We start from the raw sequence: 15108 nt of genomic DNA on the forward strand, positions 1-15108 counted from the left end.
GGCCACGCGCGAAACAGAGGGTCCCGACCACATCCGGTGTCATGTGCTCGCAGCGTTCGGGGACGAACCGGAGTGGCCGCGACCCGCGGCAGCCCATGCATCGTTATGCCAGTGGCCGGGCTGGTTTATGGGGAATGGCGGATTCGAGGGATCGATACGTGCGAACTGAAGTGGAAGCCGCTGGAGCGCGAGCATAGCAAGCCGTAGATAGGTCATGCCACGCTCGAAGGCTGCAAGTCACGCAAGCCCTTGATAAAAATTACAACTTTCAAGATTTCGCGGCGCCAATAAACATACGCGCCGCGAAAGAATATCTGCGATCCTACAAACTCGTCACGCGTCCAGGTTCGCCACGTTCAGCGCATTCTGCTGGATGAATTCCCGCCGAGGTTCGACCACGTCGCCCATGAGTTTGGTGAAGAGATCGTCCGCCTCGGCCATGTCGTCCACCTTGACCTGCAGCAGCGTGCGCGCCTCGGGATCCAGCGTGGTTTCCCACAGCTGTTCCGGGTTCATCTCGCCCAGGCCCTTGTAGCGCTGCAGCTGGAGCCCGCGCTCGCCTTCCTCGAGGATCGCCGCCAGCAGGTCGAGCGGGCCGTGGATCGCCTGGAACCGGTCGCGGCGGACAAGCTGGGCGGGGTTGGTGTAGACGTCACGCAGCGGTTGCGTCATCTGCCCAAGGCGCCGCGCCTCGCCGGAGCGAAGCACCGCGCCGTCGAGCGTGCGAAGTTCCTCGACGCCACGCAGCACGCGGGACAGGCGGATGCCATGGTCCTGCGTCGGGCGACCCTGCCAGCCGCGTTCGTATTCCACCGCGATCTGGTCCAGCCGGGCGGCCACGGAGTCCGCCACGCCCTGCAGGTCGGCATCGGCCTGTCCCTGCACGAAGGCGCCAGCGATGGCCGCCTGCTCGAGGATGTGGCGCGGGTAGTGGGTGGGAAAGCTCTCGAGGATGCGCTTGACGTGCCGCGCGCCCTCGACCACGCGGACGAGGTCCTGACCGGTCAGCTCTTCGCCTGTCTTCAGCCGCAGCACGGCGCCTTCGGTGCCCTGCTGGATCAGATAGTCCTCCAGCGCCGTCTGGTCCTTCAGATAGACCTCGGACCGGCCCCGCGCGACCTTGTAGAGCGGCGGCTGCGCGATGTAGAGGAACCCGCCCTCGATCAGTTCGGGCATCTGGCGGTAGAAGAACGTCAGCAGCAGCGTCCGGATGTGCGCGCCGTCGACGTCCGCGTCCGTCATGATGACGATCTTGTGGTAGCGCAGCTTGGAGATGTTGAACTCGTCACGCCCGATCCCGGTGCCGAGTGCCATGACGAGGTTGCCGATTTCCTGGCTCGACAGCATGCGGTCGAACCGCGCCCGCTCCACGTTCAGGATCTTGCCGCGCAGGGGCAGCACCGCCTGCGTCTTGCGGTCCCGCCCGGTCTGGGCCGATCCGCCGGCGGAGTCACCTTCGACGAGGAACAGTTCGGTCAGGCTCGGGTCCTTCTCGGAGCAGTCCTTGAGCTTGCCGGCGAGGTAGTTCACGTCGAGCGCCGTCTTGCGCCGGGTCAGTTCGCGCGCCTTGCGCGCCGCCTCGCGGGCCAGCGCGGCCTCGACGATCTTGCCGACGATCGACTTCGCCTCGTTCGGATGCTCCTCGAACCACTCGCTCAGCTTCTCGTTGACGAGGTTCTCGACCGCCGGGCGCACCTCGGAGGACACGAGCTTGTCCTTGGTCTGGGAGGAGAACTTGGGATCAGGCACCTTGACCGAAAGCACGCAGGTCAGCCCCTCGCGCGCGTCGTCGCCGGTGAAGTTGACCTTCTCGCGCTTGGCGATCCCGCTTTCCTGCGCGTATTTCGTCAGCGTCCGGGTCAGAGCCCCGCGGAAGCCCGCCATGTGGGTGCCGCCGTCGCGCTGCGGGATGTTGTTGGTAAAGGGCAGCACCGTCTCGTGGTAGCTGTCGTTCCACCACATCGCGACCTCGACGCCGATGCCGTCGCGCTCGCCGTCGATATAGATCGGCTCGGGGAACATGGGCGACTTGGAGCGGTCGAGGTATTTGACGAATTCCTTGACCCCGCCCTCGTAGAACAGCTCGGTCCTGAGCGCCTCGGCGGGACGTTCGTCCTCCAGCACGATGCGGACGCCGGAGTTCAGGAAGGCCAGTTCGCGCAGGCGCTTTTCCAGCGTGGCGTAGTCGTAGTTCAGGTTCGAGAATGTCTTGTCCGAGGACAGGAACCGCACCTCTGTCCCCTTCTCGCCCTCGGCGTCGCCGACGACCTCAAGCGGCGCGACGGTGACCGAGTTCTCGAAACGGACGTAGTGTTCCTTGTTGTTCCGCCAGATCCGCAGCTCCAGCCAGTCGGAGAGCGCGTTCACCACGGAAATGCCCACGCCGTGCAGACCGCCGGAGACCTTGTAGGAGTTCTGGTCGAACTTACCGCCCGCGTGAAGCTGGGTCATGATGACCTCGGCCGCGCTGACGCCTTCCTCGGCATGGATGTCGACCGGAATCCCGCGCCCGTTGTCGCGGACGGAGACCGAGTTGTCGGCGTGAATCTTGACCCGAACGAAGTCCGCGTGACCCGCCAGCGCCTCGTCGATGCCGTTGTCCACCGCCTCGTAGATCATGTGGTGCAGACCGGACCCGTCGTCGGTGTCGCCGATGTACATGCCGGGACGCTTTCGCACCGCATCCAAGCCTTTGAGAACCTTGATGGAATCAGCGCCGTATTGCGGTTGCTGCTCTTGCGGTTCGGACATGCGTGATGGACCTCTTTCCAGTTGCCCATTTTATACCGGTCCATGGGGGGAATGTCACGTCCGGGACACAATATTTAGCGGTTTCCCGAGGGTTTGCAGGGGTGACCGACGCACCGCGCGCACGATCTCCGCCGATCGGCCGAAACATGGCTTTGGAGACCGGCATGATCGGCCTACAAATAGCCTGTCGCAGACAAAAGGAGCCGCCGGCATGATCACCCTCTACTGGGCCCCGCGCTCGCGCGCCGGCCGCATGTTCTGGCTGCTGGAGGAGATCGGCCAGCCCTACGAGATTTCGGTCGTGGACTTCCGCTCCGACCCGCCCGTTCACCCCGAGGGCTTCGCCGACGCCAGCCCCCTGCGAAAGGTGCCCGCGATCCGCGACGGGGACACCGCGCTGGCCGATACCGCCGCCATCGCCCTCTACCTCGCCGACCGTTACGCGCCCGGCCGGCTCGCCCCCGCGCCGGACCATCCCGACCGCGGGCCGTTCCTGTTCTGGACGTTCTACAGCCCGTCCGCGATGGAACCCGCGATGACCGAGAAGTTCCTCCAGATCCCGCCGAACCCGGCCAGTTACCCGTGGGGCAGCTTCGACCGGATGATGAGCGCGATCGAGGACCGGTTGGAGGGCCGCGACTGGCTGGTCGGGGACGATTTCACCGTGGCCGACTACATGGTCGGCGGCGCGCTCGGCTTCATCAGCCAGTTCAATATGGCCAAGCTCAGCCCCCGCCAGCAGGCCTATGCCGACCGCTGCGCCGCCCGGCCCGCAGCCAAGGCAGGCGCGGCCCGGGATGCCGAGGAGACGGCCCGGCTCGGCTGAGGCTCACATGAAGGGGATCAGCAGCCCCACGCCGATCATCAACGCACCGGCGATCCGGTTGGTGCGCCGGATCGCCCGGCCCGAGGCCATCAGCCGCCGCATCCGGTCGATGAACAGCGCGAAGCACAGGTTGCCGATCAGCGGCACGATCATGGATATGCCGACGATCACCGCCATGTCCCACGTGGTGACACGGGTGATGTCGAAGAACCCCGGCAGCACGCCCATGTAGAACAGGATCGCCTTGGGGTTGCCGAGGATCACCGCCACCCCCGCAAGGAACCCGGCCCACATGCCGGGCCGCGTCAGGCGGCTGTCCGACGCGATGGTCTTGTCCGCATTGCGGATCAGGAGGAAACCCATCACCAGGAACATCCCCGCGCCGACGAAACGCAGGAAGGTCATGAAGCCCGAGAACACCGAGACGATCCACGACACGCCGAGGATCGCGAGGAAGGGCCACAGCATGTCCCCCACCACGACCCCGAGCGCCAGCGGCCATGCCGAGCGGAACCCGCCCGACAGCGCGCGGGCGGTCAGCGCCAGCCAGACCGGGCCGGGGGTGAAGAACAGGATCAGCAGCGCGCCGGCGTAAAAGCCGATCTCGGTCAGGGAAATCGTCATGCGGGGTCCGGTATCGTCAGGCGGCCCTCGTCATCGAGGTGCCAGAAGGGATTCATCGCCAGTTCCCATACATGCCCGTCAGGGTCGGCGAAATAGCCGGAATAGCCGCCCCAGAAGACTTTCTGCGGCCGCTTCAGTGCCTCGGCCCCTGCGCTCAGCGCCCGTTCATAGGCCGCATCCACCTCCGCCTCGGTCGCAAAGTTCTGCGCCAGCGTCACGGCTCCGGTGCCGAGCGCGGCGCCGGGCCGCCCCTGATCGTCAGCCAGCGCCGTCCGCCCGAACAGGCCGAGGGCCATGCCGTCCATCCGGTAGAAGATCACTTCGGGCGGGCCCGGCACCGGCTCCCAGCCGAGCGCGGCGTAGAACGTCCGCGACCGTTCCAGGTCTTCCACCCCGAGGGTGATGAGCGTCACGCGCTGCGTCTTCATGGGGCATCCCTTTCCGCGACCATGCTGGCGCCGCTGTCCTCGGTGACTTCCAGATACTGCGCCCGGCCGCCCAGATCGGTGAACAGCTCCGGCCCGGTGCCGGTCATGAACGCCTGTGCCCCGAGCGCGCAGATCTCGTCATAGAGCGCGGCGCGCCGACCGGCGTCAAGATGCGCCGCCACCTCGTCCAGCAGCAGGATCGGCGGCGCGCCGAAGTCCTGCGCCAGCCCCCGCGCATTGGCGAGGATCAGGCTGATCAGCAGCGCCTTCTGCTCGCCGGTCGAGGCGTCCTTTGCGGCGATCCCCTTGGCCGCCCAGTGCGCCTCCATATCCACCCTGTGCGCGCCGATCAGCGTCCGCCCCGCCGCGATGTCGCGGTTGCGGCCCTCCGACAGCGCGTCGCGCAGGTCGGACGCCTCCACGGGCAACTCGCCCTCGGCATGGGTCAGGGCAAGGTCGGGGGCGGGAAAGGCCGTCTCGGCGGCCTGCGTGGCCTCGGCGATCAGGTCCAGCGCGCGGCGGCGGTTGGCCATGATCTCGGCCCCCGCCTCGGCCATCTGCCGTTCCAGTGCAACGTACCAGTGCCCGTCGCGCACCATGTCCTTGAGCAGGCGGTTCCGTTCCCGCATCGCCTTGTCATAGGCCAGCGAGACGTCGGCATGGCCGGGGAAGAAGCTGAGCGTCATCCGGTCGAGGAACCGCCGCCGCCCGTCCGCGCCCTCGATCCACAGCCGGTCCATGCTGGGCACCAGCCACAGCACCCGCGCGATCCGCCCGAGCGCGACCTGAGCCGCAGCCTTGCCGTCGATCCTGACCTGCCGGGCCTGTCCGGCCTCGGTCACGATCTCGACTTCGTGGACCTGATGCAGCGAGCGCAGGACACCCGTCAGCTTCCAGCCGAGCGCCTCGGGGCGGCGCGCCATCTCCTCCGCCGCGGCACGGCGCAGGCCACGTCCGGGCGAGAAAAGGCTGACCGCCTCGATCAGGTTGGTCTTGCCCGCCCCGTTCGGCCCCCAGATCGCCACCGGCCGCCCGTCGAGCGCCACCGCCGCGCGCCGGTGCGAGCGGAAGTGCGACAGGGTGAGGTCGGTCAGGTGGAGGGTCATGCGAAAGTCCTAACGCGGCCAACCGCCTGCCACCACCGGGAAAACCATGCCCCCGAGCTTCGCGCATCCCGCCCGGACAGCACCGAAGGTGCAGGGCGAGCGCCAGACCGGCCCCACGGTCTGGCGCTGTGTCACCCGCGCGCGGCGTTCAGAATGGGGAGGTAGGCGGCTGGCATAAAGCCCGGACCTCGCCCGGTGCAGCGCCAGCCCCCGGTCCGGCGCTCACCGCCTCCGAGGTCCGGGCATGAAAAAGCCGGGCACCCGGCCCGGCCATCTCACGTTAGTCAGGGCGGCGTTCAGCCCGTCCCTGCACAAACCGTCAAACCCGCATCGGCATCACGACATAAACCGCGCTCGTGTCGTTCCCCTCGCGCATCAGGGTCGGATCCCCGGCGGAGTTGAACATGAACACCGCGTTCTCGCGATCCACCTGGCTGGCGATCTCCAGCAGGTATTTCGCGTTGAAGCCGATCTCCAGCGGGTCGTCACCATAGGCCACGGCCAGCTCTTCCTCGGCCGCGCCGCTGTCCGGCGCGTTGACGGACAGGACCAGCCGGTCCTCGTCCAGCGTCATCTTCACGGCGCGCGACCGCTCGGACGACACGGTCGCCACACGGTCCACCGCCTTGGCGAAATCCGAGGCGTCGACCTCCAGCCGCTTGGGGTTGTTCTGCGGAATGACCCGCGAATAATCCGGGAAGGTGCCGTCGATGACCTTTGACGTCAGCGTGATGTCCGGCGTGGCAAAGCGCACCTTGGTCTCGCTGACCGACACCGCGATCTCGGTCTCGTCATCGTCCAGCAGCTTGCGCATCTCGCCCACGGTCTTGCGCGGGACGATCACGCCCGGCATCGCCTCGGCGCCAGCAGGCAGGTCCGCGTCGATCCGCGCCAGACGGTGCCCGTCGGTGGCGACACAGCGCAGCACCCGGCCGCCTTCGGCCTCGGCGATGTGCATGTAGACGCCGTTCAGGTAGTACCGCGTCTCTTCGGTCGAGATGGCGAACTTGGACTTGTCGAACAGCCGCCGCAGCACCGGCGCGGGGGCCGAGAAGTTCGCGGTGTATTCCGACGAGGCCATGACCGGAAAATCTTCCTTGGGCAGCGTCGCGAGCGAGAAGTTCGACCGCCCCGCCTCGACCACCAGCCGCCCGGACGCGCCGTCGTCGGACAGGCTGACCAGCGACCCGTCCGGCAGCTTGCGGACGATCTCGTGCAGCGTCACCGCGCTGACCGTTGTCGCACCCGCACGCTCGACCATGGCGGGGGCCTTGTCGACCACCTCGATGTCGAGGTCGGTCGCGCGGAACCGCACGGTGTCTCCATCGGCTTCGATCAGGACGTTGGCGAGGATCGGAATGGTATTCCGGCGTTCGACGACCGACTGCGCCTGTGCGACAGCCCTGAGCAGCGCCGCGCGCTCGATGCTGAGTTTCATCCCTCGCTCCTGTCCGTTTCCGGCCCGGCCGGTGTCTCGGCCCGGCCTGTCGCCGGGACGCTCACGCTAGCGGTTTCCGCCCCCGGCTCAAGCGTTTTCTTGCGTTTACGGGGTGAAGCGCAAGGGCGTCAAGCATACCCGCCGTGCAATCCTGCCCAACCGGGGCGGAAGACCTTGGTTACAGCGCTATTTCCGTTAGTTTTCACGGAAACCGACCGCCCGAGGCCAAGATGAACGTCACCGTCCGCACCGCATGGACTGCCAGCTATCCCGATCCGGTCTCGGTCGCGTCCGGCGACCCGCTTACGCTGTCGGGCCGCAGCGACGACTGGGAGGGTCACCGCTGGCTCTGGGCGCGCGATCCGCAGGGGCGCGAGGGCTGGGTGCCCGACAGCCTCGTCTCGTCGGATGGGCTGGCGAACTTTGACTATTCGGCCATGGAACTGTCCTGCTTTCCGGGCGACGGCCTGCAGGTGCTCGACCGGACGCATGGCTGGACGCTCTGCCGGAATGCGCGCGGGCAGACCGGCTGGGTGCCCGACAGCCATCTGATCCTGCCCGGAAGCTGACCGGATTCACGACACGACATGACGCGATGCAGGCTGTTACCCTTGCCGGTACGTCAAGGAGGACTGCATGCGCGCCCTGCTCTTCACCACCGGATCTCCCTTCGCCCGGGCCGTGCGGATCGTTCTGGACGAAATCGGCCTCGACTACGACCGGCGCGAGGAGATTACCACGCCGAGCGCCGCGCAGCGGGCCGAGGCCACGCCGACGTTACAGGTTCCGACATTGTGGGACGGCGACCTGACCCTCTGGGAAAGCGGCACGATCGCGGAATACCTGCTGGCCACCTATCCGCAGCGGACCGTTACCGAACCACCGCTCGCGCCGCTGGCATTCCGGGAGGACGCGGTGTGGCAGGACAAGCTGACCTTTGCCACGATCCAGACCTTCGGCACCGCCGCGACGACGATCTCTCAGATGACATGGACCGGCGTTTCGGTCGGGACCAACACGCATCTCGACCGGTCCGCCGAAAAGCTGGCGCATATCCTGGGCTGGCTGGAAGAGCGGCTGGACAGCCCGGATCAAGGGTTCCAGCCGGGCGTCGTATCGCTGCACGACATCTTCCTCGCCGCGCATGTCCGGTTCGTGCAGGCCCGGCCGCTCGGCCTCGACCTGCAGCTTGACCGGTTCCCGAGGATCGCAACCCTGCTGGAGCGACTCGATGCGCGGCCGAGTTTCCGCGCCAACCCGATATGGTGGTGGGACCCCGGCGTCACCGGCTACCAGCCCGATGGCACCCCGATCCGCGCCGAAACCTGACCCACGCCTTAAGGCAGCAAAAAGCCCGCCGTATTCCGGCGGGCCGTAGGGTGCGTACACCACACGCACTTTCGCCCTGCGCTCACGCCTCGAGCATGCGGCGCAGCAGTTCCAGATCCTCGGCCACCTGACCGTCGATCGCCATCAGCTCCTCGATCCGGCGGACGCCGTGCAGGACCGTGGTGTGATCCCGCCCGCCGAACCGGCGACCGATCTCGGGCAGCGAGCGCGAGGTCATCGTCTTGGCCAGATACATCGCCACCTGCCGCGGCCGCGCCAGCGAGCGCACCCGCTTGGGCCCCAGCATGTCGGACAGGCGGATGCTGTAGTGATCCGCCACCTTGCGCTGGATTTCCTCGACCGTGACCTTGCGCTCGGACAGCCGCAGGATGTCGGCGAGGCATTCCTGCGCCAGATCCAGCGTGATCTCGCGACCGACGAGGCTTGCAAAGGCGAACAGCCGGGTCAGCGCGCCTTCCAGCACGCGGACGTTGGTGCTGATGCGATGCGCAAGGAACTCCAGCACGCCGTCCGCGATCACCAGACCGGGATTCTGCGCACGGAAGGTTTCCGTCTTGGACTGAAGGATGCCGAGACGCAGCTCGTAATCGGTCGGGTGCAGGTCGACCACCAGACCGCACTGCAGGCGCGACTTGATCCGCTCCTCCAGTTCCATCTCGCCCGGCGCGCGGTCACCCGAAATGATGATCTGCTTGTTCTGGTCGATCAGCGCGTTGAAGGTGTGAAAGAACTCTTCCTGCGTGCTGTCCTTGCCGGCGATGAACTGGACGTCATCCACCATCAGCACGTCGACCGAACGGAACAGCGACTTGAACTCGATGATGTTCCGTTCGCGCAGCGCCTGCACAAAGCGATACATGAACTGCTCGGCGCTCAGGTAGACCACGTTCAGATCGGGCTGCGACTGGCGCAGCTCCCACGCGATGGCATGCATCAGGTGCGTCTTGCCGAGGCCGACACCGCCATACAGGAACAGCGGGTTGAACGTCACCGGCCCGCCCTCGGCCACGCGGCGCGCGGCGGCATGGGCCAGTTCGTTCGGCTTGCCGACGACGAAGGTGTCGAAGGTGAACCGCTGGTCCAGCGGCGCCGGCGGCGGCATCACGCCTGCTCCGGTTGCGGCACGCTGAGGTGCCGGCTGAGCCGCGGGCGCCGTGGCAGCGGGCGGCCGGGCCTGTTCGGGCCGCCGCGCCATGTTGGCCGGCATCCCCGAGATTTCGATCCGCCGGACGCGGGAATCCGCGGCGGCGATGTGATTCAGGATCATGTCACCATAGGTGCGCGTGACATAGGTTCCGGCAAAGTTGGTGGGGGCGGTTATCCGCACGACACCATTTTCTTCGCCTGCAAATTGCAGTGGCTCGATCCAGTTTCTGAAGTTGCTCTGTCCGATCGTGTCGCGCAGCTGCTCTTTGAGCTTACCCCATTGCTCAATTGTCATATTCTCGGTCCTGCCCCCAGTGAGTACCAGTTCATGTTGCACGCCAAGCGCGAACCCGTGGCGTATACGGGCACCCAGACATGCCTTCGGGACACATGACACGGACACGTGACCGCGCTTACGCGCGGCGGCGTCATCTCCGGTGTCACAGGTTCGGGTGTTGCCTTTGGCAACAGCTATCGGCTTGACGACGCGCAGCACGTCGCCCTACCTTTTATTCATCCCCTGCCCGCAGGCATACCTGTCGACATGCGCCGAAGTCACCGGACCGAAGCAGAACGGCCCTTTCGGTTTCTCAAGCGCGGAACCGGAGTCGGTTCACCATGTCCCCCCAAGGCGAGTCTCTCGCAAGACCGAACGTAGCAACCCCCCACTGCGACCGGCAAGCACACATATCGCTTGACAGAAGCTTACCGGGAAAAGAATCCCGAGGTGGGTCGAAAGGCGCTCAGCCCCAATAAAATAAGGCGCTGCGAGTGCAGCGCCCTATTCTCTTTAGTCTCGGCAGGCTTAGCCTGAGCTCAGGCGATTGCCTTCACGCGTGCGGACAGACGGGACATTTTCCGTGCTGCCGTGTTCTTGTGAAAGACGCCTTTGGTGACACCACGCATCAGCTCGGGCTGGGCGGTGCGGAGGGCGGTTTCTGCTGCCGACTTGTCACCGGATGCGATCGCCGCTTCGACCTTTTTCAGGAAGGTGCGGATCCGCGACCGGCGCGCCGTGTTCACAGCCTGCCGGGCATCAGCCTGGCGGGCGCGTTTCTTGGATTGGGGCGTATTTGCCATGTCGTCTTCGTCCCGTGTCTGCGGTTCGGTTCGGTGGAATTCTGAAGTCGCGTCTTTAGGCCCGACTCGGAAGTAAGTCAACAGCCCCCGGACGGCTTTCTGGCGCTGCGGCGACACTGTGCTTTCGCGGGCGTTTCGCCGGTGTTACGCTGGCATCCTCAGGAGATCGCCATGACCAGCACCGAAAGCCGCCGCATCGTTTCCTCACGACACCTCGCCGAGGGCGAGGGCTGGGAGGCATCGGAATTCGAATATGGCCTCATCATCGCCTACAACGCCTTTTCGCGCTGGATGGTCAAGTGCATGGGCGCCGCAGGCGGGGGCGAGCTGAGCGCGCTGGAAATCCTCGTCCTGCACAACGTGAACTCGCGTGGCCGCGACAAGCGCCTGACCGACATCTGCTTCCTGCTGAACATCGAAGACACGCACACGGTCAACTATGCCCTGCGCAAGCTGCTCAAGGCCGGGCTGCTGGAAGGCGACAAGCGGGGCAAGGAGGTGTTCTACAGCACCACCGCAGAGGGCGAGTCGCTGTGCGAGGCCTATCGCAAGGTGCGCAATCAGTGCCTGCTGGAGGGGCTCCAGCACATGGACCTGTCGGGCGACGAACTGCGCGACATCGCCACCCGGCTGCGGGCCCTGTCCGGTCAGTATGACCAGGCCAGCCGCGCCGCAGCCTCGCTCTAGCGATCAGCCGCCGGGCTGCAGCTTGGGATAGAGCTTGACCCGCGTGTCGATCGGCACCTGATCGTAGAGGAGCGTGATCTGTTCGTTGATCAGGCCTGCACACCCGTTCGACACGGCGCGCCCGATGGTTTCCGGCTCGTTGGTCCCGTGGATTCGCAGGAACGTGTCGCCGCGCCCCTCCTGGAACAGGTAGAGCGCCCGCGCGCCGAGCGGGTTGTTCGGCCCGCCAGGCATCCCGCCGTCCGCGTATTTCCCGTACTTCTCCGGCTCGCGCTCGATCATGTCGGGCGTCGGCGTCCACGACGGCCATTCCTTCTTGGCGCCAACATAGAACTCGCCGTCCTCATAGAGATAGTCGCGCCCGACCCGGATCGGATACTCCCACGCCTGCGCATCGGGCAGCGTCCAGTAAAGGCGGAACTGGTCCGGGAAGACATGCACCTCGTACGGCGTCATCGCGTAGGGCAGCGTGACGAGTTGCGGCGGCGGGATCATCACCCCGGTCGCCGCCGTGGCCCGGCCCGCGCCGCCGAGAAACCCGGTCGCGGCCAGGGCGGCCCCGCCGGCCAGAAGATGTCTGCGATGCATTGGTAATCCCCCGATGGTTAACCTACTGATTGCGGGGGAAAACGGCTCGACCGGCCTCAGGGTTCCCTGCGGCCGGCCAGGTATTGCGCTTCAGCGGCCCATTAGACCCGGCAAATAGGTCACGATCTGCGGAAATACCGTGATCAGCACGACACCCAGCACCAGCAGGAAGAAGAACGGCAGCGCCGCCTTGGCCACGCGGAGGATGTCGATCCCGGTCAGGCCCTGGATGACGAACAGGTTGAAGCCGACCGGCGGGGTGATCTGGCTCATCTCCACGACGATCACGAGGTAGATGCCGAACCACAGCGGATCGATCCCCGCCGCCTGCACCATCGGCATGATGATCGAGGTGGTCAGCACCACGACCGAGATCCCGTCTAGGAAGCACCCCAGTACCACGAAGAACAGCGTCAGCGCCGCCAGCAGCGCGCCCTGGCTCAGCTCCAGCGACCCGATCCATGCGGCCAGGTTCCGCGGCAGGCCGGTGAAACCCATGCTGATCGACAGGAACGCCGCCGAGACGAGGATGAAGGCGATCATGCAGGACGTCTTGGTCGCCCCCAGCAGCGCGTCCTTCATGTCTGCCCAGCCGAACCCGCCGGTGGCAAAGGCCAGCACCGTCGCCAGCACGACGCCGAGCGCGGCGGCATCCGTCGGGCTGGCAATCCCGGTGTAGATCGACCCGATCACACCCGCGATCAGCAGCGCCACCGGGATCAGCCTGCGCGAGGCGCGGAACTTCTCGCCCCAGGTGTGCGAGGGCTCCTCCGGGATCGCCGCCGGACGCACCCAGGCGTAGCCCGCGACGTAGAGCGCGAAGAGCGTGACCAGCATCGCGCCGGGCAGAACCCCCGCGATGAAGAGGCGCGCGATCGACTGCTCGGTCGCCACGCCATAGACGATCAGGATGATCGAGGGCGGGATCAGCAGGCCGAGCGTGGCGGAGCCGGCAAGAGTGCCGAGGATCATGCTCTCGGGATAGCCGCGTTCCTTCAGTTCCGGCACAGACATCTTGCCGATGGTCGCGGCGGTGGCGGCTGACGACCCCGAAACGGCGGCGAAGATCGCGCAGCCGAGGATGTTGACATGCAGCAGACGCCCCGGAAACCGCCCGATCCACGGCGCGATGCCGGAAAACATGTCTTGGCTCAGCCGAGACCTGAGCAGGATTTCCCCCATCAGGATGAACAGCGGCAGCGCCGCCAGCGCCCATGAATGCGAATGCCCCCACAGGGTCGTCGCCATGACAAGGCCCACGGGCGCGTTCGAGAAGAAGACGATGGCGACCAGCGCCACCACGATCAGCGCGAAGGCGACCCAGACGCCGAGCGCCAGCAGCCCGATCAGGACGGCCAGCAGGACGAGGGCGATCAGCGGATCCGACATCTTATTCCTCCGCGCTTTCGGGCAGCACCGGGGCGCCGTTGCGCAGCGTCTCGACCAGCGTGTCGACCAGCGCAAGGACCAGCAGCCCCATGCCGAGAGTCACGACGCTCTGCGGGATCCACAGCGGGATCGGCACGATGCCGGACGAGGTGTCGCCGTAATGCAGGCTCTCCTGCACCAGCGCGACCAGGTAGACCCCCGCGAACCCGGCGATCCCGATGGCGACGGCAAGGGCCACCACCTCGGCCACCAGCGCCACCCGGCCGCTCAGCTTCTGCGTGACCAGCGACACCCGGATGTGCCCGCCCATCCTGAGCGTGTAGGCCAGTGCGAGGAACGACGCGCCCGCCAGCATGAAGCCCGCGAAATCGGCGTAGGAGGGGATGGTATAGCTCCACCCCGGCCCCATCAGGCGCGAGGTGACGTTCAGCAGGATCTGGGCGGAGATCAGCAGGCAGATCGCCACGATCAGCGCCGCCGCGATGCCGCCGGACAGCCGGTATATGAAATCAAGGAAACGCCGCATGTCACACTCCGTAGGGTGCGTGCTCGTCACGCACCGGCCCCGGTCCACCCCGGCCACAGGTGCGTGACGAGCACGCACCCTACCGCCACAGACGAAGGGCGGGGATCACCCCGCCCTGCCAGTCTCATTGCATGTAGCTGTCCAGCGCGGCCTTCGCGTCGTCCGACGCCTTGGCCTTCCAGGTCTCGGACATCTTCGCACCGATCTCCTGCAGGCCCTCGACCAGTTCCGCGCTCGGCTCGTAGACGGTGATCCCGTTGTCGGCCAGCTCCTTGGTCTTCGCCTCGGCCTCGGCCTTGGACATGTCCCAGCCCCGCGCTTCGGCATCCGCGGCGGCCTTCAGCACGGCTTCCTGCACGCCTGCGTCCAGACCGTCGAACACCCGCTTGTTCACCACGACGATGTTCTTCGGCACCCACGCGTTGATCGGCGAGTAATGCGACAGGAAATCCCACGCCTTGGAGTTCGCGCCGGTGGAGGGAGAGGTGATCATCGCCTCGACCTGACCGGTGGAGAAGGCCTGCGGGATGTCCGGCGCCTCGACCTGAACCGGGGCCGCGCCCGCCAGCGTCGCGAATTCTTCGAGCGCCGCGTTGTAGGCGCGGAAGCGCAGGCCGTTCAGGTCGGCGACCGAGGCGATCTCCTTCTTGGTGTAGAGACCCTGCGCCGGCCATGCGACCGAGAACAGCGGCATCAGGCCCTGATCGGCCAGCAGCTTTTCCACCGCGGGCTTCTGTGCGGCCCAGAGCTTCTCCGCGTCATCGTAGGAGGTCGCGAGGAACGGCTGCGAATCCATGCCGAAGGCCGCGTCCTCGTTCGCCAGCGTCGACAGGAAGAATTCCCCGATCGGCACCTGACGCGAGCGCACGGCATTCTTGATTTCCGCATGCGGAAACAGCGAACCCGCCGAATGCACGGTAATTTCCAGCGCGCCGTCGGTCGCCGCCTTCACGTCATCCGCGAACTGGCGGATATTCACGGTGTGAAACGTCGTATCGCCATAAGGGGTCGGCATGTCCCAGGTTTCTGCCACGGCAGGCGCTGCGGCCAGCATCGCGGTAAAGGGAAGGGCAAAGCGTATCATGAGGTGTCTCCCTGTTTGTGACTAGGTCACTTCGTTTGTATTACGTTGACAAATTGCCAGCGTTCTGAAACCAAAGCAACAGATT

The 15108-nt window shown here is 66.1% G+C and carries 15 protein-coding genes; 4 read left to right on the forward strand and 11 right to left on the reverse strand.

Translation table 11 applies throughout. The annotated features are described in order from the left end of the window. Window positions 1–333: 333 nt before the first annotated feature. Window positions 334–2751: a DNA topoisomerase (ATP-hydrolyzing) subunit B gene (gene gyrB, locus ATO6_RS01530; RefSeq protein ID WP_088622181.1), complete on the reverse strand. Its 2418-nt coding sequence runs from the start codon at window positions 2749–2751 to the stop codon at window positions 334–336. 211 nt (window positions 2752–2962) lie between these two features. Here gyrB and ATO6_RS01535 point away from each other — a divergent pair, with 211 nt between their 5' ends. After that, a complete protein-coding gene (locus tag ATO6_RS01535; RefSeq protein WP_176440790.1) occupies window positions 2963–3577 on the forward strand; it encodes a glutathione S-transferase family protein in 615 nt (204 codons plus the stop codon). Window positions 3578–3580: 3 nt separating this feature from the next. On the opposite strand, the gene ATO6_RS01540 is transcribed toward ATO6_RS01535, so the two are convergent. The 4 genes from ATO6_RS01540 to dnaN form a co-directional block, all read right to left on the reverse strand. Beyond that, entirely contained in the window at window positions 3581–4201 is a 621-nt protein-coding gene (locus tag ATO6_RS01540; RefSeq protein ID WP_088622183.1) for a LysE family translocator, read from the reverse strand. Beyond that, on the reverse strand, window positions 4198–4629 hold the full coding sequence (locus tag ATO6_RS01545; protein ID WP_088622184.1) for a VOC family protein: 432 nt from the start codon (window positions 4627–4629) through the stop codon (window positions 4198–4200). Before ATO6_RS01545 ends, ATO6_RS01540 begins: the two co-directional genes overlap by 4 nt. Then, complete coding sequence (gene recF, locus ATO6_RS01550) at window positions 4626–5735, reverse strand: DNA replication/repair protein RecF (RefSeq protein ID WP_088622185.1); 1110 nt, start codon at window positions 5733–5735, stop codon at window positions 4626–4628. Before recF ends, ATO6_RS01545 begins: the two co-directional genes overlap by 4 nt. Window positions 5736–6054: 319 nt before the next feature. Further along, window positions 6055–7173: a DNA polymerase III subunit beta gene (gene dnaN / locus ATO6_RS01555; protein WP_088622186.1), complete on the reverse strand. Its 1119-nt coding sequence runs from the start codon at window positions 7171–7173 to the stop codon at window positions 6055–6057. Window positions 7174–7403: 230 nt separating this feature from the next. Here dnaN and ATO6_RS01560 point away from each other — a divergent pair, with 230 nt between their 5' ends. Continuing rightward, a complete protein-coding gene (locus ATO6_RS01560) occupies window positions 7404–7742 on the forward strand; it encodes an SH3 domain-containing protein (RefSeq protein ID WP_088622187.1) in 339 nt (112 codons plus the stop codon). Between the two features lie 67 nt (window positions 7743–7809). Further along, on the forward strand, window positions 7810–8502 hold the full coding sequence (locus tag ATO6_RS01565; protein WP_088622188.1) for a glutathione S-transferase family protein: 693 nt from the start codon (window positions 7810–7812) through the stop codon (window positions 8500–8502). Window positions 8503–8584: 82 nt separating this feature from the next. On the opposite strand, the gene dnaA is transcribed toward ATO6_RS01565, so the two are convergent. Next, the gene (gene dnaA / locus ATO6_RS01570; RefSeq protein WP_088622189.1) at window positions 8585–9964 is read right to left on the reverse strand and encodes a chromosomal replication initiator protein DnaA; all 1380 of its coding nucleotides are present in this window, start codon (window positions 9962–9964) and stop codon (window positions 8585–8587) included. 521 nt (window positions 9965–10485) lie between these two features. Beyond that, window positions 10486–10749 carry a 30S ribosomal protein S20 gene (gene rpsT / locus ATO6_RS01575; protein WP_088622190.1) on the reverse strand — a complete coding sequence of 88 codons (264 nt, stop codon included), beginning with the start codon at window positions 10747–10749 and terminating at the stop codon, window positions 10486–10488. 171 nt (window positions 10750–10920) lie between these two features. Between rpsT and ATO6_RS01580 the strand changes: the two genes are divergently transcribed. Then, a complete protein-coding gene (locus tag ATO6_RS01580; protein ID WP_088622191.1) occupies window positions 10921–11436 on the forward strand; it encodes a winged helix DNA-binding protein in 516 nt (171 codons plus the stop codon). 3 nt (window positions 11437–11439) lie between these two features. Here ATO6_RS01580 and ATO6_RS01585 read toward each other — a convergent pair whose 3' ends face one another. The 4 genes from ATO6_RS01585 to ATO6_RS01600 all read right to left on the reverse strand — a co-directional run bounded on the left by ATO6_RS01585 (window position 11440) and on the right by ATO6_RS01600 (window position 15023). Further along, window positions 11440–12024 carry a L,D-transpeptidase gene (locus ATO6_RS01585; protein ID WP_088622192.1) on the reverse strand — a complete coding sequence of 195 codons (585 nt, stop codon included), beginning with the start codon at window positions 12022–12024 and terminating at the stop codon, window positions 11440–11442. A gap of 90 nt (window positions 12025–12114) precedes the next feature. Continuing rightward, the gene (locus ATO6_RS01590; RefSeq protein ID WP_088622193.1) at window positions 12115–13413 is read right to left on the reverse strand and encodes a TRAP transporter large permease; all 1299 of its coding nucleotides are present in this window, start codon (window positions 13411–13413) and stop codon (window positions 12115–12117) included. 1 nt (window position 13414) lies between these two features. After that, complete coding sequence (locus tag ATO6_RS01595; RefSeq protein WP_088622194.1) at window positions 13415–13939, reverse strand: TRAP transporter small permease; 525 nt, start codon at window positions 13937–13939, stop codon at window positions 13415–13417. Window positions 13940–14063: 124 nt separating this feature from the next. Continuing rightward, on the reverse strand, window positions 14064–15023 hold the full coding sequence (locus ATO6_RS01600) for a TRAP transporter substrate-binding protein (RefSeq protein ID WP_088622195.1): 960 nt from the start codon (window positions 15021–15023) through the stop codon (window positions 14064–14066). Window positions 15024–15108: the final 85 nt, after the last annotated feature.

The sequence above is a fragment of the Oceanicola sp. 22II-s10i genome (assembly GCF_002210105.1).
In the GTDB taxonomy this organism is placed as follows: Bacteria; Pseudomonadota; Alphaproteobacteria; order Rhodobacterales; family Rhodobacteraceae; genus Pseudooceanicola.